Source organism: Rhodococcus pseudokoreensis (assembly GCF_017068395.1).
Lineage (GTDB): Bacteria > Actinomycetota > Actinomycetes > Mycobacteriales > Mycobacteriaceae > Rhodococcus_F > Rhodococcus_F pseudokoreensis.
This window is the reverse complement of record NZ_CP070619.1, coordinates 8,247,877-8,269,514: the sequence shown is the minus strand read 5'-3', so window position 1 is coordinate 8,269,514 and position 21,638 is coordinate 8,247,877. Positions and strand designations below refer to the sequence as shown.

General features: G+C 66.1%; 17 protein-coding genes. 13 read left to right on the top strand and 4 right to left on the bottom strand.

Features of this window, described 5'->3' with window-relative positions:
* Window positions 1–74 precede the first annotated feature (74 nt).
* The 5 genes from JWS13_RS43075 (at window position 75) to JWS13_RS43055 (ending at window position 2,864) form a co-directional block, all read left to right on the top strand.
* Entirely contained in the window at window positions 75–581 is a 507-nt protein-coding gene (locus tag JWS13_RS43075; protein WP_206011181.1) for a cupin domain-containing protein, read from the top strand.
* Between the two features lie 69 nt (window positions 582–650).
* Window positions 651–1,268: a maleylpyruvate isomerase N-terminal domain-containing protein gene (locus JWS13_RS43070; protein ID WP_206011180.1), complete on the top strand. Its 618-nt coding sequence runs from the start codon at window positions 651–653 to the stop codon at window positions 1,266–1,268.
* 303 nt (window positions 1,269–1,571) lie between these two features.
* Window positions 1,572–1,979 carry a VOC family protein gene (locus tag JWS13_RS43065; protein WP_206011179.1) on the top strand — a complete coding sequence of 136 codons (408 nt, stop codon included), beginning with the start codon at window positions 1,572–1,574 and terminating at the stop codon, window positions 1,977–1,979.
* A 54-nt stretch (window positions 1,980–2,033) separates the two neighbouring features.
* Window positions 2,034–2,303, top strand: a complete 270-nt coding sequence (locus tag JWS13_RS43060; protein ID WP_206011178.1) for a DUF7218 family protein — start codon at window positions 2,034–2,036, stop codon at window positions 2,301–2,303.
* Window positions 2,304–2,495: 192 nt separating this feature from the next.
* Window positions 2,496–2,864: a YtxH domain-containing protein gene (locus JWS13_RS43055; protein WP_206011177.1), complete on the top strand. Its 369-nt coding sequence runs from the start codon at window positions 2,496–2,498 to the stop codon at window positions 2,862–2,864.
* A 16-nt stretch (window positions 2,865–2,880) separates the two neighbouring features.
* On the opposite strand, the gene JWS13_RS43050 is transcribed toward JWS13_RS43055, so the two are convergent.
* The 3 genes from JWS13_RS43050 to JWS13_RS43040 form a co-directional block, all read right to left on the bottom strand.
* A complete protein-coding gene (locus JWS13_RS43050; RefSeq protein ID WP_241032528.1) occupies window positions 2,881–3,633 on the bottom strand; it encodes a hypothetical protein in 753 nt (250 codons plus the stop codon).
* Between the two features lie 28 nt (window positions 3,634–3,661).
* On the bottom strand, window positions 3,662–4,951 hold the full coding sequence (locus tag JWS13_RS43045) for a wax ester/triacylglycerol synthase domain-containing protein (RefSeq protein WP_206011176.1): 1,290 nt from the start codon (window positions 4,949–4,951) through the stop codon (window positions 3,662–3,664).
* A gap of 73 nt (window positions 4,952–5,024) precedes the next feature.
* Window positions 5,025–5,639, bottom strand: a complete 615-nt coding sequence (locus JWS13_RS43040; protein WP_206011175.1) for a TetR/AcrR family transcriptional regulator — start codon at window positions 5,637–5,639, stop codon at window positions 5,025–5,027.
* A 244-nt stretch (window positions 5,640–5,883) separates the two neighbouring features.
* On the opposite strand from JWS13_RS43040, the gene JWS13_RS43035 reads away from it, so the two are divergent.
* The 8 genes from JWS13_RS43035 (at window position 5,884) to JWS13_RS43000 (ending at window position 14,418) form a co-directional block, all read left to right on the top strand.
* On the top strand, window positions 5,884–6,834 hold the full coding sequence (locus JWS13_RS43035; RefSeq protein WP_206011174.1) for a metal-dependent hydrolase: 951 nt from the start codon (window positions 5,884–5,886) through the stop codon (window positions 6,832–6,834).
* Entirely contained in the window at window positions 6,834–7,991 is a 1,158-nt protein-coding gene (locus JWS13_RS43030) for a hypothetical protein (RefSeq protein ID WP_206011173.1), read from the top strand. Before JWS13_RS43035 ends, JWS13_RS43030 begins: the two co-directional genes overlap by 1 nt.
* 15 nt (window positions 7,992–8,006) lie before the next feature.
* Complete coding sequence (locus JWS13_RS43025; protein ID WP_206011172.1) at window positions 8,007–8,171, top strand: hypothetical protein; 165 nt, start codon at window positions 8,007–8,009, stop codon at window positions 8,169–8,171.
* A gap of 254 nt (window positions 8,172–8,425) precedes the next feature.
* Window positions 8,426–8,575, top strand: coding sequence for a hypothetical protein (locus JWS13_RS43020; protein WP_179220489.1), 150 nt, complete (start codon window positions 8,426–8,428; stop codon window positions 8,573–8,575).
* A 204-nt stretch (window positions 8,576–8,779) separates the two neighbouring features.
* Complete coding sequence (locus JWS13_RS43015) at window positions 8,780–9,958, top strand: PucR family transcriptional regulator (protein WP_206011171.1); 1,179 nt, start codon at window positions 8,780–8,782, stop codon at window positions 9,956–9,958.
* 304 nt (window positions 9,959–10,262) lie between these two features.
* On the top strand, window positions 10,263–11,651 hold the full coding sequence (locus JWS13_RS43010) for an MFS transporter (protein WP_206011170.1): 1,389 nt from the start codon (window positions 10,263–10,265) through the stop codon (window positions 11,649–11,651).
* Between the two features lie 49 nt (window positions 11,652–11,700).
* The gene (locus JWS13_RS43005; protein WP_206011169.1) at window positions 11,701–13,131 is read left to right on the top strand and encodes an aromatic amino acid lyase; all 1,431 of its coding nucleotides are present in this window, start codon (window positions 11,701–11,703) and stop codon (window positions 13,129–13,131) included.
* A 36-nt stretch (window positions 13,132–13,167) separates the two neighbouring features.
* The gene (locus tag JWS13_RS43000; RefSeq protein WP_206011168.1) at window positions 13,168–14,418 is read left to right on the top strand and encodes an NAD(P)/FAD-dependent oxidoreductase; all 1,251 of its coding nucleotides are present in this window, start codon (window positions 13,168–13,170) and stop codon (window positions 14,416–14,418) included.
* A 33-nt stretch (window positions 14,419–14,451) separates the two neighbouring features.
* On the opposite strand, the gene JWS13_RS46060 is transcribed toward JWS13_RS43000, so the two are convergent.
* On the bottom strand, window positions 14,452–21,585 hold the full coding sequence (locus JWS13_RS46060) for an amino acid adenylation domain-containing protein (protein WP_206011167.1): 7,134 nt from the start codon (window positions 21,583–21,585) through the stop codon (window positions 14,452–14,454).
* Window positions 21,586–21,638 lie beyond the last annotated feature (53 nt).

Here is a 21,638-nt window from a genome sequence, read left to right as displayed (position 1 = left end):
TCTGCGCCGTCGGCGAAAAGTTGGTCAGAGACCGTGTGACTCGATCTGTCGACGTCGGTGAGTAGGTGAGAAGCGTGGGCGCAACCGATCCCCCGCCGCTGGTCGTCGTGCCGCCGGGGACCGGGAAGACCGGCGACCTGGGCCCGATCGGGGTCGAATTCAAGCTCTGGGGACGTGACACCGGTGGGGTGTTATCGGTCGTCGAGCACCCATTCCCGGTCGGTGCGCTGGTGCCGCCGCATCTCCATACGCGGGAGGACGAATTCTCGATAGTTACTCAGGGTGTGATCGGATTCCGCTCCGGCGATCGGGAGGCCGTTCTCGAATCCGGTGGATACATCACCAAGCCCCGAGGCGAGATGCACGCCATGTGGAACGCCGGCACCGAACCCGCTCGCATGATCGAGATCATCAGTCCGGCCGGCTTCGAACATTGCTTCCTGGAAATGTCCGAACTGATCGCCGCCGGCACACCTGATGTCACCCAGATCGCCGCGATTGCCGAGCGTTACGGACTGGAATTCGGCGAACCCGACTGGTTGCCCGACATAATCGCCCGGTACGACCTGACACCGCCGTGAGTCAGGCCGGCACCGTCGGACAGTTGAATTCGGCGGGCGGTGAACACTGTCGGCTGCGATACTGAGGTGATGGACGGCCCAGCTGCTCATTCCTTCGACAGTGCCGCCCGACGGTTCCTCGAAGTCAGCGCCTCCGCGACAGGTCACTATGACGACCCCGGTCTCGGTGAGTGGTCAGTGCGCGACCTACTGGGTCACACCAGCAGGTCGCTGACGACGGTGGAGACCTACCTCGACGTCGCCGGCGACGACTCCGACCCGGCAGACCTCGCTGATGCCGTTGCGTACTACCTGGCCATCGCCAGTGCCCTGGCTGACACCGCAGGGGTGGCGGAGCGGGGACGCGCCGCCGGCGCCGCGCTCGGGGAGGACCCGATGGCCGCGCTGACCGCGCTGGTTGCCCGGGTACCCGAGCGCGTCCGGGCCACTCCAGCCACCGCCCTGGTGCGCACACCATTCGGGACGATGACCTTGCAGGGCTACCTTCCAACCCGAACCCTCGAGCTGACGGTGCACACCTGCGATTTGGCAGCCGCCCTCGGCGTCAGCGCGGATGTCCCTCACGATGCAGTAGCCGAGACATTCGCCGTGATCGGTGGCCTGGCCGCAGCACAGGGAACGGCATCCGCGGCGCTGCTGGCCTTGACCGGCCGCCTTCCCCTGCCAGCGGGTTACTCGGTCCTCTGAGTCAACCTCGCCGGGGGCGCCGTCGTCGACTGACGCGGGGTTGCGACGGCCAACCATCGGCATTGGTTCTGAACAACACTGTTGCTCAGTATTTTTCGAGGCGGCCCTCCGGCTCGAACAAGGGGGGATTCAAGCCGGAAGACCTGGCTGGCGCGCTGCCATCGCATGCTGCGCGCGCAGCGTCCACACGGAGTACCCGCGACGGTGCGGTTCATGCCCCGGCGATCACCCTGATTCGCGCAGCAGAATATGCGACGGTTGACCCACGAGATCTACAGTGCCGAATGTTAAGCGGAGGACATCATGTTGCTCGACGGGGTCAACCATATTGCCTGGATCTCCAAGGACGCCGCCCGCCTGGGCAGGTTCTATGCCGACGTATTCGACGCCGACGTCGGGCCGACGCGGCCGCACGGCCGCGAAGGAGGAGAAACGATGACCGTGATCCGGATCGGCCCGCACACCGAGTTGAACATCTTCGTGATCGACGGCAACACCGAAGCCGAGCGTCAGACACCGATGTGGGGGCGAGGTCGCATCGACCACGTCGGTCTGCAAGCCGCCTCACCGGAAGCCTTCGCAATGATCCGGCAGCGGCTGATCGACGCGGCCGCCAGCGATGGAACCATCAACGACTTCGGTTCTGCACAGAGCATCTTCTTCCGGGACCCCGACGGACTCGAAGGGGAAGTGCTGATCGCCGTCGTTTGAGGCGCAGAGTCCACGGGTAGGCGGAGAGCACGAATTCGATGGGAGGAGCGCCGGATGGCAACCAAAGATTCGCAACCCCAACTCAAAGACCAGGACCTGTACGAGGAACTACGCGACAAGGGTGATTCCAAAGAGAAGGCGGCGCGCATCTCCAACGCGGCTGCCGATCGCGGGCGCGAGAACGTCGGAAAGTCGGGCGGGAAGTCGCAGTCCTACGACGACTGGACGGTCGACGAGCTCCAGAAGCGAGCCAAAGAACTCGGCTTGACCGGCTATTCGAAGCTGAACAAGAAGGAACTCATAGACGAGCTCCGCAATCACTGAGGCGGCCGCCACGATGCGGGCTTCGGCTCACCAGCAGCACTGACACCTGCCGACCGGTCCGATCCCGATATTCACTCGAATCGAACACCTTTCGCGTGGTTTGGGGTTTTCAGCTGGGGGCAAGCTGTGCAGAGGGCGTTCGGACGACGGTTCGGCTGACCTGCTCGTGCCACACAACAGTCAGGAGATGTCATGCAGAAAGTGTTGACCTTCGCAGCGGGCGCGGCCGTGGGCTTCGTCCTGGGCACTCGATCCGGCCGGCAAACCTACGAGAAGATGAGGCATCAGTCCCTCGAACTCTGGCACAACCCTGCCGTCCAGGAGAAGGTGAGCGGCGCGACGGAAACGGTGAAGGACAAGGCGCCGCAGGTGCAGCACAAGGTCGGCGAACTGGCGAAGAAGGCCACTCACCACCACCACACCGAAACGAGTTCGACGACAACCCCCACAAACGGAGCGCCGCTGGGTGATGCTGCGACCCCGGCTCCGGCGGCACCAACTCCCACGGAGGTTGAACCCACCACCGCTGCTCCGCCGACGCGCGGCGAATCTGCGGGGTGAGCCGCCTCGCCGGTTGTCAGGGCGGCGGCACTGCGCCGGCAGACGGCGTGAAGTCGGAGCCGAAGGCGCCGAGGACGTCGTCGGTGTGTTGTTCGGCGGTGCCGTAGGTGTTGGCAGCGACGGAGAAGTCGGGTCCGAAGGATGCGGAGGCGACGACGCTGGAGCCGTCGTCGGACCATCCCCATTTGGTTCCGGTGACCGACGGCAGTGCACCGGTGCCCCAATTCTGGTGGGTGCCGTCGACGGCGACAGGGGCGGCGGTGGCCATCCATCCGAGAACGGGGCTGTTCGGGTCGGTGGTCTTCTTCGCTTCGAGGAAGGTGACCGTGTCAGCCGTGCTGGTCACCGAGTTGCCCCAGAAGGCGGCGCCGCGGGTGCCGGTGAGCCGATACTCGGCGGCGACGGCGTCGATGGATTGCGGATATTTTGCATAGGCCTGCGAGGCGGCGGCGTCGTCGCTGTCCCGGATCATTCGTTGCCCGAGTTCGAGGTCTTCGGGCGAGCCGTCACCGTGCCGGATCATGTAGTCGGCGACATACAGTTTCACGATCGACAGACCGGGTCGCGCCTCGCCCTGATTCGCGGTTCCCACTCTCGTTCCGCTGGGTGTATGTGCGAACGACAGCGCGGTCCGTGGGGGAGCGTCCGCGATTTCGCTGGGAGCCGGGGCGGCCAGGGCCTGCCCTGTCGCTGCGCAGGCAACTCCCCCTGCCATCAGCGCTGCAGCGACGGCGGACCGCATTCTGCGTGATGCGGAACTGGATGCCATGGTCTCCGTGTACCCATCCCGGCGCACTTCAAGGCGTCGACGCCGCGTCACGCAATTCGGCGTACGAATCTTCCATCGCCAGCGCCAGCCGGGCAACATCGGGCAGCGCCTCGGGGTCGGTGCAGAGCCCGATTCCGACGATCCCGGCGCAGGAAATCGCCGAGATCCGCAACGCGTGGTGAACGGCGGGCTCCGAGGACGAGAAGAGCCGCTCCACCCGGCGTCCGGACACACTCACCGGCACGCGCGGGCCGGGAACGTTCGAGATCGCGAGGCTGAACTCGCGCGCGCTGCCCGCGAGTCGTTGCACTGCCGCCCCGACGCGCTTCACGCGTCCGAGAGCGTGGAAGAGATCGAAGAGCTCGTCGGCGTCGTCGAGGTGCTTGCGCTTGCTGGTCTCGGCGCTGATCCGGTCGAGTCGGATGAGCGGATCAGCCTCGGCGAGCGGCAAATCGATGTTCAGGAATGAATCGCGGTTTCCGACCTCCGCTCCCTCGCTCCGGTGGTGAAGGCTGACCGGAACCTGAGCACGCAGACGCGGCAGCGCAGCGTCGCCGGCCGAGAGCCAGCTGCGCAGGCCCCCTGCGACGATCCCCAGAAGTACGTCGTTGACGGTTGCGCGGGTGGGGCGCGAGGCGCCTATTGCTTTCAGCTCCGAGAGCGGGGCGACGGTGAACGCGAGTTCGCGCGCGGCACTGATCGGACGGTCGAAGGGCGAGCGTGAGCCGCGATGGCCCAGTTCACGATGCACGGCCGCGGGCAGCCGCAGCACCTCGTCGACTCGCGAACGCTGCCCCGAATCGGCGCGAACACCCGGACGCGACCCGTGCGGGGCCGGTTCGGCGTGTCGATCCCAGAGCACGTCGTGCAGGAAGCGCACGGCGCCGATCCCGTCGGCCATCGCGTGATGGATCCGGACGGCGATCGCCTCGCGCCCGTCGTCGAGTGGGCCGATCAGATCGAACGTCCACAGCGGCCGCTCGTGATCGAGGTGCTCGGACATCAGCGTGCTGACGGCCCGCCACAGATCGGCCCGCGTGGCACACGGCTCTTCCCGGCGCCGAATTTGGTCGCTGATATCGAAGGCGGTCGCCGCGGTCCAGCGCGGCTCCGGACCCGAGGCGTCGATCCGCTGCGTCGCGCGCGGCTCGCTCGAAAGGCGCTCCGCCACCGCGGTTCGCAGGGCCCCGAGGTCCAGCGGGCCGGGGCTCGGTTCGAGAACCACCAGCTTCAGGGTGTGACCGGATATCACCGCCGATTCGAGCCCCAGAATATGGGCATCGTCGGCGGAGAGCCGATCGGGATCCTCGCGGGTCACCTCGGCAAGTCTATTCGGGTCTGCACGTTGTCGAACCAGGAACTGCGCTCTCGACTGGGACGGCCCACCGACGTCACCCAGCGGACGCCGGACTCCCCGTGACGGCGACCGCGGATCCCACCCATCGGCGCAGATAAGCACGCAGCTCGTCCTGGCTACGCGGCGGGTTTCCCGGCGAGATGAAGAACGACTGCATCGTCCGCAACTGATACTCGACGAGCTCACGCAAGGCGTGCTCCCCGTAGCCGTGCCGCTCCCAGTCGACGTCGAAGCGCTGGATCATCGTCATTCCGAAGGCGAGGGCTTCGTCGGACGTGATTCCCTCGGCGTGGGAATGGGAACCGGACAGCATGATGCCGAGCTGCGGAACGCGGGGCGCTTCGTTGAGCGTGTAGATCACGGCCTCGACCACAGCTTCTGCTGGATCCTCGATACCGGCGACGTGTTGCGTCAGGCGGTCGAGGAATCCGTCGACCGCGGCGATGGCTGCGGCTCGTAAGAGGGAGTCTGTGCTGGGAAAGTACCGGTACACCGTCTGGCGGATGACGCCGAGGGATTCCGCAACGTCGGCGATGCTGATCGCCGTGCCTTTCCGGCTGATGAGCTCGACCGCGGCGACGACGATTCGCCGGGACGCTTCCTCGTCACTTCCGGGTGGGCTGCCACCCCACCCACGCCTGCCTGCCATTGCCCGTTCCCTACCTCTCGCAATGCGTCGTCGGCCGAACGTACTGCACGGACGACTGCACATTGCCCGACCTGGACTCAGAGGTTACCGCGAGCGGGTTTCACTTCCGGCCACAACAGTTCTCTCCGAATCTGTCGCAAAGTAATCATACAGAGTTTATGGTGCGTGTATGTTGTTGGGGCTCGGGTCTCCACCTGCCCACAGACTTCAACCCACTCAGGCCGCACGAGACGAGGAATTGCACATGTCCGACCTACATCCCAGAAAGATGGATTTCGCGTTCGAGGAACAGGACGTCCCGTTCCTCTGGAACCCCGACAACCCCGCCTGGTCGAGCATGTCGAACGCGATCTCGTTCCTGGCCATCGGTTTCGAGAAGATGATCGTCAAGGCGATCATGCAGGCCAAACCGTTGATGACCGATCCCGAGGTCGCAGCGGAGGCCGTGGCGTTCATGCGTCAGGAGGGCCACCACTCGACCGCGCATCGACAGCACGTCAAGGCCCTGATCAGGCGGTATCCGGGACTTCAGAACACCCTCGACGCGGTGATCGGCGAGTTCGACCTCCTCACCGAGGCGACCAGCCTGAACTACCGACTCGCCTACACCGCCGATCTGGAGGCGACGTTCACGCCGGTATTCAAGCTGATGCTCGACAACGACGCGACCCTCTTCCGGCCGGGCGACGACCGGGTTGCGTCCCTGTTCATCTGGCACTTCGTCGAAGAGGTCGAACACCGTAGCTCAGCGCTGGTGATCTTCAATTCCCTTGTCGGAGATGAGCTGTACCGGATGAGGATGGCGCCGTCGATCTTCACGCATGTGATGAAGGTCGTCCGGATCGCCTGCGCGGGGTTCAACCAGCACGTCCCGCTGAGGGAGCGGAAGGTCGATTCGATGTCGATGTTCGCGACGCACCGCATTAAGCAGAAACTGCTGACTGCGTTCGCGCCCTACCTGAGCAAGGGGATCATGCCGCGCGCGTTCGACGACCTCCCCCGCGGAGAACAACTCACCGCTCTCGCCGGCGTCGTCCGCAGTCAGATGCCGAAACACAACCCGACGCACGAGAAGCTGCCCGCGCTCGCCGACGAGTGGTTCACCCGCTACGACGCCGGCTACGACTGCACCCGCTGGTACACCGCCGAGTCGGGTGAGCGCCGGACCGAGCCCGCGGCGGCGGTGGTCAACTGATGGCCGATCTCTGCTCCCCCACCTTCGACCAGCTGTCGACGGCGCTCGGCTTCTCGTGCGCCGAGGCCGGTGGACTCGTCGAGGTCCGCAATCCGTTGGCCCTGGAGAACTGGACGCTGCCGGTTCTCGAGCTCACGATCGTGCTCGGGTCGGTGCTCGCGCTCGTGTTCGCGATCCTGCGCTGGCGCCGCAACGGCGATCCGACCACCCTGGCGCTCTGGTTCGGCGCTACCGCATATCTGTTCGTCATCGAACCGCCGCTGTACTTTCCGGCAGCGTTCGGGATCGAGGAACACGTGGACACGATGTTCGCGCACAACGTGTTCACGGTGGACTTCCTGTGGGGCCGTCTGCCCCTGTACATCATTGCGATCTATCCGCTGATGGCCACGCTGGCCTTCGAACTCGTCCGGATGCTCGGGGTCTTCCGGAAATATGGCGTGCTCGTGGGCGCGGTCTGCGTGGGCTTCGTGCACCACGCGTTCTACGAGATCTTCGACCAGCTCGGGCCGCAGCTGAGGTGGTGGGAATGGTCGACCACCAACCCGGTCAATCAGCCCATGTTCGATGCGGTCCCGTTGCCGAGCGTCGTGGTGTTCGCGGCACTGTGGCCGATGTCGCTGGCGCTGTGCGTCCAGTTCTTCGTGGGTCGCCACGCCGACCGGGGCCGGGACTTCACCGGACTCGAACTGGCTTGGCGGACAATCGTAATCGGCCTCCTGGCGTCGGCGGGCACGTTCATTCTCCCGATCCCGGCGACAGTCGTCGGAATGGAGAGCACCACGGTCCGCGGAGTTCTCTACGCGGCGGAACTGGTCGTCGTCGCGCTCGTCGCGATCCCGGTCCTGGTGCGGCAGTGGTCGCGGCTGCGCCGGGGGACGTCGGATGTTCCCGCCTACTCCAACGACTTCGTGCGTGTCTACAGCGTGGTGTACCTCGGCGTGGTGGGCCTGCTGTGGGTGACCGCGTTACCGGACTACTTCGCCGCCGTCGACGGTGTCACGAGCAACGGCGATCCCATCGGAAATATCTGGTACACGATTGTCTGCTTCGCGATCGCAGTTCTGTGCGTCGCCGCCGCCTTCACGGTGCCGCGGTATTCCGTGGACGGACACGGCCCGGTCTCCGGCGAGAGGACGTCGAACGCTGTCCGATAGCTGCCGTGCATTCTCGTGATCGACAACCGCCTCCTGCCAGTCCCGGTCGGTGACCGGACTGCCGCCCGCGATCGGAGCGGCCACACCGAGCCGAGTACCGATCTGCTCCCACGACATGCCACCGGCAAGCGCATCGATCACCGACCGGGCGAGGAGTTCTTCGTCCTCTTCGCCCGGTAGACGGACCGGGGATTGCACCAGCCGAAGCTGTCGACGGTTCGGGCCCGTCTCCTCATCCATTCGGGCGACTGTACCGGGGGCGGATTTCCTGTCCATTCGCCGAACGGCACGGCTGCGAAAACCGGGCACTTGGCGACCGGGCCGAGTGGCACACGACCGGGTATGTGGTGTACAACATAGTCGGCCACGATGTGAACCAGATCACAGACGTGACCGTGAGGCACACATATAAGTAACCGACGAAAGCAGGACGCATGGCGACAGTCTCGATCACCCCGGCAACTCCCACCGTGTCGCGGACGCCCCGCCACGGCGGCTCCATGAGCACCGCGGAGATCAAGTCGAGGATCGAGGCCATGTTCGCCGACGACCGGACGCCCGCCCGTCGCAAGGTCACAAGCTGACGATAGCGTTTCTCACCATGAGGGCGGTCAACGTGGCGCCGCTCGGCAAGCTGTCGTCGCGAGTTCCCGCCGACCACCACATACGGGGCTGAGGATCCTTGGCGCTCGGTCATTTTCGAGAAATCGGAGACCGAGGCGCCTCGGTCTCGATGCATTAACATCACACGCGGCCCGCAGCGTGGGAAGACGACCGGCAGGTTACGGATGAACGATGTCCAGCAGTACGCAGACAGTCTCGCGGATCAGCTGAACCGCTCGATCGAAATCGACGACTGCGGTCTCAAACCGCTGGCGTTGACCGAGCAGCACGGTGACCTCGACGACGTCCGTGTCCGGTCGATCCTCCAGCGACACTCCTCCCCGGAGGTGTTCGAATACGCCTTCTCGCTCGATATCGCCCACGCCACCGGCCCCGTCCGGTTTCCCGCGAATCCGGCGTTGCAGACGTTGCCTCGGGTCTGCATACCGATGCGAGCGCACGGGGAACTCCACGGATATCTGTGGCTGATCGACAGCCCTCCGCTCACAGATCCCGACATCACCGCAGCGACCAGCACAGCAGGCACGATCGCAGAACTGCTTCACCAGCAGTCGGAGTCGACAGCCACTGCGCTGGATCGGGAAGCTCGACTCGTCAGCGCCCTGCTGGCGCCACCGCGTGAGGGCAGACCGTCGGCGGAGCTCCTGGGCAATGAACCTCTCCTCGAATTCGCCGAGCCCGCGAGTGTGCTCACCACGCGGTTTGCGCCGATCGGTGACAGCGGCGAGACGCTGGACACCCGAGCACTGCGCGGTGCTACCCAGGAAGTGGCGTATGCGCGACCGATGGGCCATTCCCTCCTCGGGCATGGCGACGACACAATCCACCTGATCGTCAGTGCAGAGGTCCACGGCGATCGCCTTCGTCCGTTCCGCCACGCACTGACGAACGCGGCCCGGCGACGCGGGTGGATGCTGCGCGGAACCGGCGTCGGAGCGGCTGCATCCGATCTCGATGACCTGCGACGATCGGGAATGCAATCCAGCTACGCGGCATCCATTGCACATGCACGGAAAGTCGAGCAGTTGAGCTGGAACGAGCTCGGAGCCGACCTCGTGTTCTATGGACTGCCGTGGACCACTGACACCCTGGAGATTCTGTTTCCGGGCGCATCTCGTCTGTTCGACGCGGACAACTCACTGATTCGCGAAAGTCTGGATGCGTATTTCGACTGCGGCGGTGACACCCGCCGCGCAGCCGCCCAGCTAGCGGTGCACCGCACCACCCTCTACTACCGCCTCGACCGTGCTCAGCAGCTCCTCGGAGAGGATTGGGCGCAGGGCGAGCGTCGGGCCGGACTTCAGCTCGCCCTCAGATTGGCGATGCTGATCCGCAACACCTGATGCGTGTTCGCCGTTCAGTTTCACCCGTTCACCTGGGGATTTCGACAATTACAGGAACAGGCCGCGCGTTTACTCGAACACATACGGAAGACGCCCCCACGCGTCGCTCGTAGTGTTCGGAATCACAGTCGAGAACGTCGCGGCGGTGCCAACCACGCACCGACAGACCATCACCGACCACACCGACGTATCGGTTCTCTCCAACACTCGAACGGAAACTTCCGGCGGGTGTGCGGGCAGTAATCGGCGCGCTCGGGGGGTCGCGACTGATGAATTTCACAGCCTCTTTCCTGAAGGAGCCCCCGTGGCCACACACGCTCTCGACGACGCGAAGCTATCGCGGTTTCATCTGAAAACGACGCTCTACGGAAATGGCGGACACCTCTGCGACGGCTACATCCTCGGCGCCATCGTTCCCGCACTCCCCCTCTTCGCCCAGTCTCATCCAGTCAGTTCATTGATGAGCGGCCTGATCGGTGCCTCCGCACTGATCGGCGTGTTCCTGGGGAGCCTGTTGTTCGGCTGGGTCACCGACAGGATCGGACGCCGCCGCATGTTCGTCATCGACCTGGCATTGTTCGTCGTCCTCTCCCTCGCGCAAATCGCGGTCACAGGCGCCGTGATGTTGCTCGTTCTCCGCGTTCTGCTGGGGATTGCGGTCGGTGCCGACTACACGATCGCCACGACCTTGGTGGCCGAGTTCGCACCACGCAAGTACCGCGCCACCCTGCTCGCAGTGGGGCCGGCGATGTGGACTATCGGGTACGTCCTCGCAATTGTCGTCGGAACGGCGATTGCCGAGTTCGGTGGTGACGGCGCCTGGCGCTGGATCCTCGCAACCAGCGCGGTTCCTGCGCTCATACTGCTCATCCTGCGCCGGAACACCCCCGAGTCGCCGCGGTGGCTCGCTCGGAACGGACGGGCGGACGAAGGCCTGGCAATTCTGCGGAAGCATGTCTCCCCCACCGCGACCCTCGCCGACCTCGCCGACGAGGAAGAAGAAGACGAATCGGCTGGATCGCTGCGCGAGGTGTTCGCCGAACAGCACCGCAAGCGACTGGCATTCGCATGCCTGTTCTGGTTCTGCCAGGTCGTTCCCTATTTCGCGGTCTTCACCTTCCTGCCCACCATCCTCGAGTCACTCGACATCGACTCCGGCTTCTGGCAGACCACGAGCGTCAACCTCTTCCTTCTGATCGGCGGCGCCGTCGGCATCGTCACGATAGGCAAGATCGGTCGACGCCCCTACACCCTGGTCTCCTTCGCACTGCTGACCGCATCGACACTCGCAATCGGCCTGTGGCAGAGCGCCCCCGCAGGCTATGTCATCGCCCTTTTCGCCCTCTTCGCCCTCATTTCTTCGGCGATGGCCGCGCTCGACACCGTCTATCCCAGCGAACTGTTCCCCACCAGCATCCGCGCATCGGCGACCGGAATCTGCGTGTCCTTCAGCCGAATCGGCGCAGCGATCGGCACGCTTCTACTGCCGATGGGAATCGATCACTTCGGGGCACACGGCGTCACGCTGATGACCGGTGTGGTTGCAGGCCTCGGACTCCTCATCAGCATCGCCTGGGCACCGGAAACCGCGGGCCTACCCCTCGCCCAGGCCGCAGGTGACACCGAGGAAGGACCCGGAAAGTCACCCACCGGCAACCCGGACCGCAGCTCATCGTTCGCATCTCAGCAGTAATTCGACCAACCGCCACAACAACAGCCCCACTCCACGCAGGAGGACTTTCATGACTGTAGTCATCGACACCAGTGACGACCTGACCCTCGACAATGTCGCGCGGGTGGCCTGGATGGGCGAGCAGTGCAGAATCAGTGACCGCGCACTGGCCGCCATCCGTTCCCGCCGAGACGAGTTCGTCGAGTTCGTCGAACAGAACGCGGATCGTCATCTCTACGGGATCACGACCAAGCATCATGTCGGCGCGAAATCCGTGCTCGGCGCCGACAGCCGCGCGGAGTTCGCAACCCGGCTGCCGTCGACTCCCGCCACGGTCGGCCCTCGACTGCCTGAACGCCTCGCTCGCACCATCGTCCTTGCACGGCTTGCTGATGTGCTGAACGGGACAGCGTGCCTGCGGGTGGAAACAGTGCACCGACTGATCGAACTACTCGACTCGAATCTTCCACCGGTTCCGGCCCGCGGAAACGGCGAGCCGGGCGACATCATCGCTTTGGGACACCTGCTCAGGACTCGGTTCGACGGAACTCTCGAGATCGGTGAGGGGATGGCCCTCATCAACGGTTCACCGGTGGCTGCGGCGGCCTTGGGGGACGCCGCACTGGCCGGGCGGCACCGAATCACCGTGATGGAACAGGTGATGGCGCTGGCCGCGGTCGCGATCAACGCCCCGGCAGCCCACTACGCCCCCGAACTCGAGGCCGCATGGCGCGACGAACACCAGGCTGAAGCCTTACACAACATCCGCCGGCTCATGGAGACCGACGACCACTCGTCCGAGCTCCCCTATCAGGCACCGGTGTCCTTCCGCAGTGGGCCCCGCGTCATCGGATGGGCACGCAGAGCGCAGGCCGCCGCCGAGGAATGCGCCGAGATCGCGCTCTCAGCCTCATCGAACAATCCCATCTTTGTCGGGCCGACAGTCCATCCGCCCCTCGGCGCAATCTTGTCGAACGGCGGTTATCACAACTCTCTCGTCGCTCCGACACTCGATTCTCTCGCTCGCTCCTGGGCAGATACCTGCCAGCTGATCACCGCTCAGGTCAATCGCATCGTCGAAGACCCGGGTGGACTCGTCGCCACCGAACCCGAATCCCAGGTCAGCTTGCTTTACATGACATCAGCAGGGTGGGCCGAGGAGGCCCGCGTCGCCGCCACGACATCACTGATCGGACTGGGCGGAGCAGGTCAAACCGACACCGGAACACCCGACCTGCTCGCCTGGCGGAAGGCGCACGATGCCGGTGCAGCACTCGACAACAACCTCGCCGTCCTCGGCGTCGTGTCGAGCCACGCACTCGCCCGCAAGGGACAGGCCGTGCCGCATCGGCTCGCAGTGCTCAGCCGGCAGATCCTTCAGCGATTTCCGGTTGGAAGCGCGCCCGTCGACTACGGCGCTCACCTCGAGTCGGTCGTCGACCTGCTCGCACGATCCCGAGACGCCGCGGCCGCACCCGCTTCGGAGTTCGCCAATACCTGAACTTATTTCACAGAATCTGCAGGAAAGGAGACGGATGTGGCTGTCGCAGTGATCGGCGGCGGGATCGTCGGAATGAGTACAGCGTGGAGCCTTCGCCGACGCGGCGAGGAGGTCACGGTCATCGAACGCGGTTCGATCGGCGAGTCGGCTTCGGGCGTCAATGCCGGTTGGGTCACCCCGTCACTGTCGACCCCCCTCGCCTCACCGGGCGTCGTCGGACTCGGCCTCACACACGCCCTCGACCCGAATGGTGCCTTGTCCATCCGGCCGCGTCTGGACACCGACTGGATCCGTTGGCTGTGGAAGTTCGCCCGCGCCGCCCGGCCTTCGGCGTACGAGAGCGGAGTCCGTGCACTGTTGCACCTCAACCGCCACACACTCGAGTTGTTCGACGAATTCCACGACGACGGTGTCGATTTCGAGATGCACTCGGCCGGCCTGCTCGCACTGGCACAATCCGCCGACGGCCTGAAATGGTTCAGCCAGTTGTTCGACCAACTGGTCCCGATGGGCTTCCCCGGTCGCGTCGAATACCTGTCCGGCGACGAAGCACGTCAACGCGACGCCGCCGTCGGCCTCGGAGTGCAGGCCGCCGCCCACACCTCGATCGACCGACACGTCAACCCGGAATCCCTGCTCCAAGGTCTGCACAAGAGAGTCACGGAAATGGGCGTCACCGTCCTCCAGCACACAGCCGTGGAGGCCGTCACCCCCGCAGGTACGGGCTGGTCGATACGACTTCCGGACACCTCCTTGGATGTCGACCAGGTAGTGGTAGCGCTCGGTGTCGCGACAAACACCATTCTCGCTCCTCTCGGCTTCACGTTGCCGATCATCGGAGCCAAGGGGTACTCGATCGACATCCGGGGAGCCGGGACGTCTCCACGCCACGCGCTGTACCTGATGGAACCCAAACTGGGCCTGAGCCCGTATCACGACGCCCTCCGCATCGCCGGCGCCTTCGAACTGCCTGCCCGCGATGAACGCGTCCCCGAACAGCGGATCCGGAACCTCGTGGACCAGGTACACCCGTACCTGGCCGGATGGGCCCCGGATGCACGAGTCGATGCCCGCGCCGGCCGGGCAGGATTACGGCCTGCCACACCGGACAGCCTGCCGTTCATCGGCCCGGTTCCCGGTCACCACGGCCTCTACATTGCTGCCGGACACGGCATGCTGGGCGTCACCCTGGCACCCGCCACAGCCGAGGGAATCGCCGAGATGATCACCACCCGCCGCATCCCCGAACCGATGCTCCCCTTCCAGTTGGCAGGACGCACCCGATGACACGTCTGAACCCCGTCGGACGCACACCGGCGGCTAACCGACCCGCGTCGCCTGGTCGGCGAGCATCACGTGGTGTGCGAGGACGGGTCCGATGCCGGCGAGGGCTTCCGGACTCGTCAACTGCTGATGCGATGCGGGAACGTTGTGCACGAAGATCTCGCCGCTGATGTACTGCCGCCACGCGGAGACACCGGTGGGCGCGTCGAAGGAATCTGCCGCTCCGAAGTACAGCAAATCGACGCCGATCGGTGTCGACGGGCGGTGCGCGAGGGCGAGGTCGACCGTCTGCGTGAACACCCGGTGCACGGCCTCGAGGTCGCCTGCAGTCACGGCGGCGAACGGTCCGCCGGTGCGACGCAGTACCTCCACCGCACGATCGGTGGTCGTCGCATCATCTCCGTCATCCGGGACCACCGCGCCGAACTCCGCGAGAAGTGCTGCCACGGTGGGCTTTTCGGTCGTGCGATCAAGACCTGCGGCCAGATGGGTGTCGAGCATCGTGAGGGTGGCCACCTCGTCGCCGGCGCTTGTGAGCTGCACCGCCATCTCCTGGGCGATCTGGCCGCCGACCGAATAGCCCACCAGGTGGTACGGGCCGTGCGGCTGCACCGAACGGATCCGGTCGACATACCGGGCCGCGAGTTCTTCCAGGGAGTCGACATGCAGGCCCGGGTCGGTCAGTGCCGGGGACTGCAGTCCGTACACCGGACGGTCGCCGAGATACTGCACCAGTCCGGTGAAGCACCACGCCAACCCGATCGCGGGATGGATGCAGAACACCGGGCTGCCGGTTCCCGTGGTGCGCAGCGGCAGCAGTACGTCCAGTGACCCGTCGGCGCCATCGTCCGACCTGGAATCCTCCGGCGCCGTGACGATCATGTGTGCCAGAGCTTCCGGCGTCGGATGCGTGAATATCCACTGCACCGGCACGGCGCGCGCGGAGGATTCGGCGATCCGGGCGATCACGCTCGTCGCGGTGAGTGACGTGCCACCGAGCGTGAAGTAGTTGTCGTCGAGGCCGACCCGGTCCAGTCCGAGTCCCGCGGCGAACGCGGCGGCCACCACCTCCTCGGTCGCGTTGCGTGGCGCCCGGTACTCCGCGCGTCCCGCGGTGAAGTCCGGTTCCGGCAGGGCGGCGCGGTCGAGTTTCCCGTTCGCGGTCACAGGCACGGCGTCGAGCACCGTCACGGTCGCAGGGACCATGTGCGGGGCCAGGCTCGCGCGGGCGTGTGCCAGGACCGCGGACGTGTCGAGTTCCGATCCCGCGGCGGGAACGACGTAGCCGGCCAACCGGTCGCCGCTGGTGTGCACGACGGCATGGTCGATACCGGGGTACCCGAGGAGAGCGGACTCGATTTCGCCGAGTTCGACGCGGAACCCACGAATCTTCACCTGAAAATCCGAACGACCCACATACTCGAGCACCGGCCCACCACCCGCACGCTCCCGCCACCGCACCACATCCCCCGTCCGATACATCCGCTGACCCGGAGCACCGAACGGGTCGGCCACAAACCGTGACGCCGTCAACCCGATCCGATTCCGATACCCCCGCGCCAACGCCGGACCCGACAAATACAACTCCCCCGCCGCCCCGAACGGCACCGGCCGCAACCGCGCATCCAACACCAACTCACCGAACCCACGAACCGGACCACCAACCGTCACCAGCTCTCCCGCGATCAGTGCGTCGCTGGCATTCGACATCACCGTCGCCTCCGTCGGCCCGTACGCATTGACCATCCTCCGACCCGGCGCCCACCGCGCCACCAACTCCGGCGGACACGCCTCACCCGCAACCACCAAGGTGCCCAACGCCTCCAACCCAGCGGGGTCGATGGACGACAACGCCGTCGGCGTCAACACCGCATGAGTCACACCCTCACGACCCAAAATCTGCACCAACTCCTCCCCGCCGTACACCGACGGCGGAACCACCACCAACCGGGCCCCCATCCCCACCGCCCACACCAACTCGAACACCGACGCATCAAAACTCGGCGACGCACACTGCAACACCCGCGCACCCACAGCCGATCCGAACTCGGAACGCTGTGACGCCACCAAATTCGCCAACCCCCGATGAGTCACCACCACACCCTTCGGCAGACCCGTCGACCCCGACGTATAAATCACATACGCCGCCTGACCCACCCGCACCGGCCCACCCCGATCCACATCCGACACCGGACCCGCCGACACCGACGACAACCGCGAAACGGTATCGACGTCGTCGAGCACCACCCACCGCACCGCACCCGGCAACCGATCCACCGAACCCGACAACGCCACCCCCACAACCACACCCGAATCAGCAACCATGTGCTCGATCCGACCCACCGGATACAGCGGATCCACCGGCACAAACGCCGCCCCCGTCTTCGCCACCGCCCACACCGACACCACCGACTCCACCGACCGCGCCACCGCCACCGCCACCACCGACTCGGAACCCGCCCCCGCCCCGAGCAGCACCCGCGCCAACCGATTCGACGCCTCATCCAACTCCCGATACGTCAACCGACGACCCTCGCACACCACCGCCACCGCATCCGGAACCACCGCCACCGCCGCCGCCAACAACCCCGGCAACGACACCTCCGGGACCGACCGCTCACCCACCACCGGCGTCAAACGAGCCAATTCATGCGCGCCGAGGACGTCGATGTTGCCGATCGGGCGCTCCGGCGACGCGGCGACCGCGTCGAGGATTCGAACGAATTGATCCGCGAAACCGCGGACGGTGCCCGCGTCCAGGACGTCGGTAGCGAAGCCGAATGCCGCGGACATCCCGGCGGGCGCGCCGGTTTCGTCGATGTTCTCACTCAGGGTCAGGAACAGGTCGCATTTGGCGACCTCGACGCCGGCGTCGACGACCTCTACGGTCAGTCCGGGCAGTTCGAGGCGGCTCTCCTCGGTGTTCTGAAATTCGAGCAGCACCTGGAACAGCGGGGCGTGCGCCGTGGAGCGCACCGGGTCGACCGCCTGCACGACCCGGTCGAACGGCACCTCCGTGTGCCCGAACGCGCCGAGATCGGTGTCGCGGACGTGCGCCAACAGGTCGGTGAAGGAGTGTTCGGGTGCGACGCGGGTTCGCAGCACCACGGTGTTGACGAACATGCCGACCATCTCATCGAGGGCCGCGTCGCCGCGACCGGCAACCGGTGTGCCCACCGCGAGGTCCGTCGCATCGCTCAGCCGGCCGAGCAGGACGGCGAGTGCGGCGTGCGCGACCATGAACAGCGTCGAATCATGAGTCCGGGCCAGGTCGGACAGCGTCCTGTGCAGGTCCGCGCTGATCGCAAACGGCACGGTCGCGCCGTGCGAGGACCGCTGCAGGGGTCGCCTGCGATCGAGCGGCAGCTCGAGCAGCTCGGGCATGCCGTCGAGGGTCCGGCGCCAGTAGTCCAGTTGCGCCGAGATCGGAGAGTCCGGGTCGCTGTCGCTGCCGAGGGTGCGACGCTGCCACAACGCGAAGTCGGCGTACTGTACCCGCATCGGCGCCCACCCGGGCGGACGTCCGTGTGCACGCGCGGTGTACGCGACCATCACGTCGCGGGCCAGCGGCGCCATCGACGATCCGTCCGCCGCGATATGGTGCAGAACCAGGGCCAGCACATGTTCGTCCGGACCGATTCGCAGGAGCGTGGCGCGCATCGGGACCTCGCTGCGCACGTTGAATTCGGCCGACGCCAGAGACACCAACTCGGAGCGCAGCGCCGCCTCGTCGGACACGGTGACCGGAGTGAGGTCGAGGGTCACCTGGTCCACGGGCAGCACCACCTGGTGCGGGCCGTCCTCGGACCCCGGGTAGACGGTGCGGAGGGGTTCGTGCCGTTCGACGACGTCGCCGAACGCCGCACGCATGGCCTCGATGTCGAGGTCGCCGGACAGGCGAAGCGCAATCGGAATGTTGTAGGCGGGCGAAGCCGTGTCGACCTGGTTGACGATCCACATCCGCTGCTGGGCCAGCGACAGCGGCACACGGTCGGGGCGCGGACCCGCGGTCAGGGCGGCACGCGCCGCGATGCGGCGATCCGATGCATCGGCGCGGGCGGCGAACCCCGCCACCGTGGGTGCCTCGAACAGCTCCCGCACTCCCAGACCGATACCCAGCGCCGAGTTGACGCGGGCGACGACGCGGGTCGCGCTCAGTGAATTGCCGCCCAGGTCGAAGAAGTTGTCGTCGAGCCCGGTCCGGTCGAGTCCGAGCACCTCGGCGAAGGCATCTGCCACGGTCTGCTCGGTCGCGCTGCCCGACGCACGGAACACCGTGCGTACCACCGCGAAATCCGGTGTGGGCAATGCCTGCCGGTCCAGCTTGCCCACCGGTGTGAGCGGCAACTCGTCGAGGATCACGATCGTCGCGGGCACCATGTGGGCGGGGACGCGGCCGCGCACATGGTCGGTGACCGCGGCGACGTCGGGTTCGCCGTCACCGGACGGCAGGACGTAGGACACCAGGACGGTGTCCCCGGACGGGGCGGTGCGACCGAGGGTCACCGCGAATGCAATGCGGGGGTGCTGTGTCAGCACCGCGTCGATTTCGCCGAGTTCGACACGGAACCCACGAATCTTCACCTGAAAATCCGACCGACCCACATACTCGAGCACCGGCCCACCCTCCGCACGCTCCCGCCACCGCACCACATCCCCCGTCCGATACATCCGCTGACCCGCACCACCGAACGGATCGGCCACAAACCGTGACGCCGTCAACCCGATCCGATTCCGATACCCCCGCGCCAACGCCGGACCCGACAAATACAACTCCCCCGCCGCCCCGAACGGCACCGGCCGCAACCGCGCATCCAACACCAACTCACCGAACCCACGAACCGGACCACCAACCGTCACCAGCTCTCCCGCGACCAGTGCGTCGCTGGCATTCGACATCACCGTCGCCTCCGTCGGCCCGTACGCATTGACCATCCTCCGACCCGGCGCCCACCGCGCCACCAACTCCGGCGGACACGCCTCACCCGCAACCACCAACGTCCCCAGCGTCTGCAACCCGGACGGATCCAACGACGACAACGCCGTCGGCGTCAACACCGCATGAGTCACACCCTCACGACCCAAAATCTGCGCCAACTCCTCCCCGCCGTACACCGACGGCGGAACCACCACCAACCGGGCCCCCATCCCCACCGCCCACACCAACTCGAACACCGACGCATCAAAACTCGGCGACGCACACTGCAACACCCGAGCACCCGCGACCGCACCGAACTCCGAACGCTGCGACGCCACCAGATTCGCCAACCCCCGATGAGTCACCACCACACCCTTCGGCAACCCCGTCGACCCCGACGTATAAATCACATACGCCGCCTGACCCACCCGCACCGGCCCACCCCGATCCACATCCGACACCGGACCCGCCGACACCGACGACAACCGATCCACCGTGTCGGCGTCGTCGAGCACCACCCACCGCACCGCACCCGGCAACCGATCCACCGAACCCGACAACGTCACGCCCACAACCACACCCGAATCAGCAACCATGTGCTCGATCCGACCCACCGGATACAGCGGATCCACCGGCACAAACGCCGCCCCCGTCTTCGCCACCGCCCACACCGACACCACCGACTCCACCGACCGCGCCACCGCCACCGCCACCACCGACTCGCGACCCGCCCCCACCCCGAGCAGCACCCGCGCCAACCGATTCGACGCCTCATCCAACTCCCGATACGTCAACCGACGACCCTCGCACACCACCGCCACCGCATCCGGAACCACCCCCACCGACGCCGCCAGCAACTCCGGCAACGACACCTCCGGGGCCGACCGCTCACCCACCACCGGCGTCAAACGAGCCAATTCAGCCGCGCCGATCGCGGCGAGTGGAGTGCCGGGGTCTGCGGCGAGCAGTTCGCCGATCAACCCGACGACGGCGGCGTGATGCGACCGCAGTTCGTCGTCGCGGTAGCGGTACGGGTTGGCCTCGAACTCGACGATCGTCGATGCCGGGGTGCCGCTGCGATACACGTTGACGGACAGGTCCGGGACAGGACCGGTGGTGAGGATCCGGAAGTCTCCGGTCAACGACCCGAACGTGAGGTCCTGATCGAACAGCATCACGTTTATCATCGGTCCCGAGATCCTGCGCGCTTCGGCGGACACACCCAGGTCGCGCAGGATGTCCTCGACGTTGCCGCGCTGGTGCCGCATCGCTCCCATCAGTTCGTGCTGCACCCGGGCCACGAGGTCGCCGACCGTGTCGCCGGATCGGACCTGGACCAGCAGGGGCGCGACGTTGGCGAGCATGCCGCTGGATCGTCGCAGTACGGCGGTGGTGCGGGCGGACAGCGGAATGTCGACGAGGACGTCTTCGCGTCCCGTCCGCCGCGACAGATGGCAGGCGAACGCGGCGATCAGAGCAGCTGCCGCCGTCGCGCCCGGCCGGGCGGCCGTGTCCTCGAGCCGGGCGACGGTATCGGGCGACAACGCTGCGCGCGCGGTGAGGCTGTGGGCGGCGGGGGGCGCCTCGAGATCGGTGAGGGAGGCCCCGTTCGTGCGCCTGTGGAGTCGTTCGGCCCAGTAGTCGCGGTCGGACGAGAACCGGTGGGATGCCCGGTAGTCTTCTTCGAGGCCATGCAGGGTGTGCAGGTCCGCGGCACGGTTCGGTTCGGGCGCACGGTCTTCGACCGCCGCGGTGTACAGGGCGGCGACACGGTTGACCAGCGTCATCGCCGCGTATCCGTCGAGGGCGACGTGGTGGATCCGGCTGTACCACAGGTGCCGTTCGTCACCGACGCACAGCAGCGACGACTCGCACAGGTGGTCGTGCTCGAAATCCACTCGTGCCGTGTAGTTGTCGTGCATCCATGTCTCGGCCGCCGCCATCGGGTCGGATGCGCCGCGGAAGTCGACGACGCCCATGGCCGCGTCGGCCGGCGGATCGATCACCTGGTGTGGTTCGCCGTCGACGTCGATCAGACGCAGGAACACCGACTCGTATTCGTGGCCGGCCACGAGCGCGACCTCACGGAACAATTCGACGTCCAGCGACCCACGAATGTCGACGTACTGCGCGATGCAGATCGGCACGTCCGGGGCGAGTTGCTGCGCAAACCACAGCCCGTGTTGTGCCGCAGACAGCGGGAACGGATCCGATCGATGCTCACGGTAGGTCGCTCGTGCGGCGTGTTCCATCAAATCACCAATCAGGGTGTTTGCGCCGCTGGGCTCACGGCGGGACGCTCGGT

What these genes read in the sequence shown, in the direction of transcription:
- JWS13_RS43055 (WP_206011177.1), top strand. Translation starts at nt 2,496, where the DNA reads ATGCAGAAAGTGTTGACCTTCGCAGCGGGCGCGGCCGTGGGCTTCGTC.
- JWS13_RS43035 (WP_206011174.1), top strand. Translation starts at nt 5,884, where the DNA reads ATGTCCGACCTACATCCCAGAAAGATGGATTTCGCGTTCGAGGAACAG.
- JWS13_RS43050 (WP_241032528.1), bottom strand. Translation starts at nt 3,633, where the DNA reads ATGGCATCCAGTTCCGCATCACGCAGAATGCGGTCCGCCGTCGCTGCA.
- JWS13_RS43065 (WP_206011179.1), top strand. Translation starts at nt 1,572, where the DNA reads ATGTTGCTCGACGGGGTCAACCATATTGCCTGGATCTCCAAGGACGCC.
- JWS13_RS43070 (WP_206011180.1), top strand. Translation starts at nt 651, where the DNA reads ATGGACGGCCCAGCTGCTCATTCCTTCGACAGTGCCGCCCGACGGTTC.
- JWS13_RS43005 (WP_206011169.1), top strand. Translation starts at nt 11,701, where the DNA reads ATGACTGTAGTCATCGACACCAGTGACGACCTGACCCTCGACAATGTC.
- JWS13_RS43060 (WP_206011178.1), top strand. Translation starts at nt 2,034, where the DNA reads ATGGCAACCAAAGATTCGCAACCCCAACTCAAAGACCAGGACCTGTAC.
- JWS13_RS43040 (WP_206011175.1), bottom strand. Translation starts at nt 5,639, where the DNA reads ATGGCAGGCAGGCGTGGGTGGGGTGGCAGCCCACCCGGAAGTGACGAG.
- JWS13_RS46060 (WP_206011167.1), bottom strand. Translation starts at nt 21,585, where the DNA reads ATGGAACACGCCGCACGAGCGACCTACCGTGAGCATCGATCGGATCCG.
- JWS13_RS43015 (WP_206011171.1), top strand. Translation starts at nt 8,780, where the DNA reads ATGAACGATGTCCAGCAGTACGCAGACAGTCTCGCGGATCAGCTGAAC.
- JWS13_RS43030 (WP_206011173.1), top strand. Translation starts at nt 6,834, where the DNA reads ATGGCCGATCTCTGCTCCCCCACCTTCGACCAGCTGTCGACGGCGCTC.
- JWS13_RS43020 (WP_179220489.1), top strand. Translation starts at nt 8,426, where the DNA reads ATGGCGACAGTCTCGATCACCCCGGCAACTCCCACCGTGTCGCGGACG.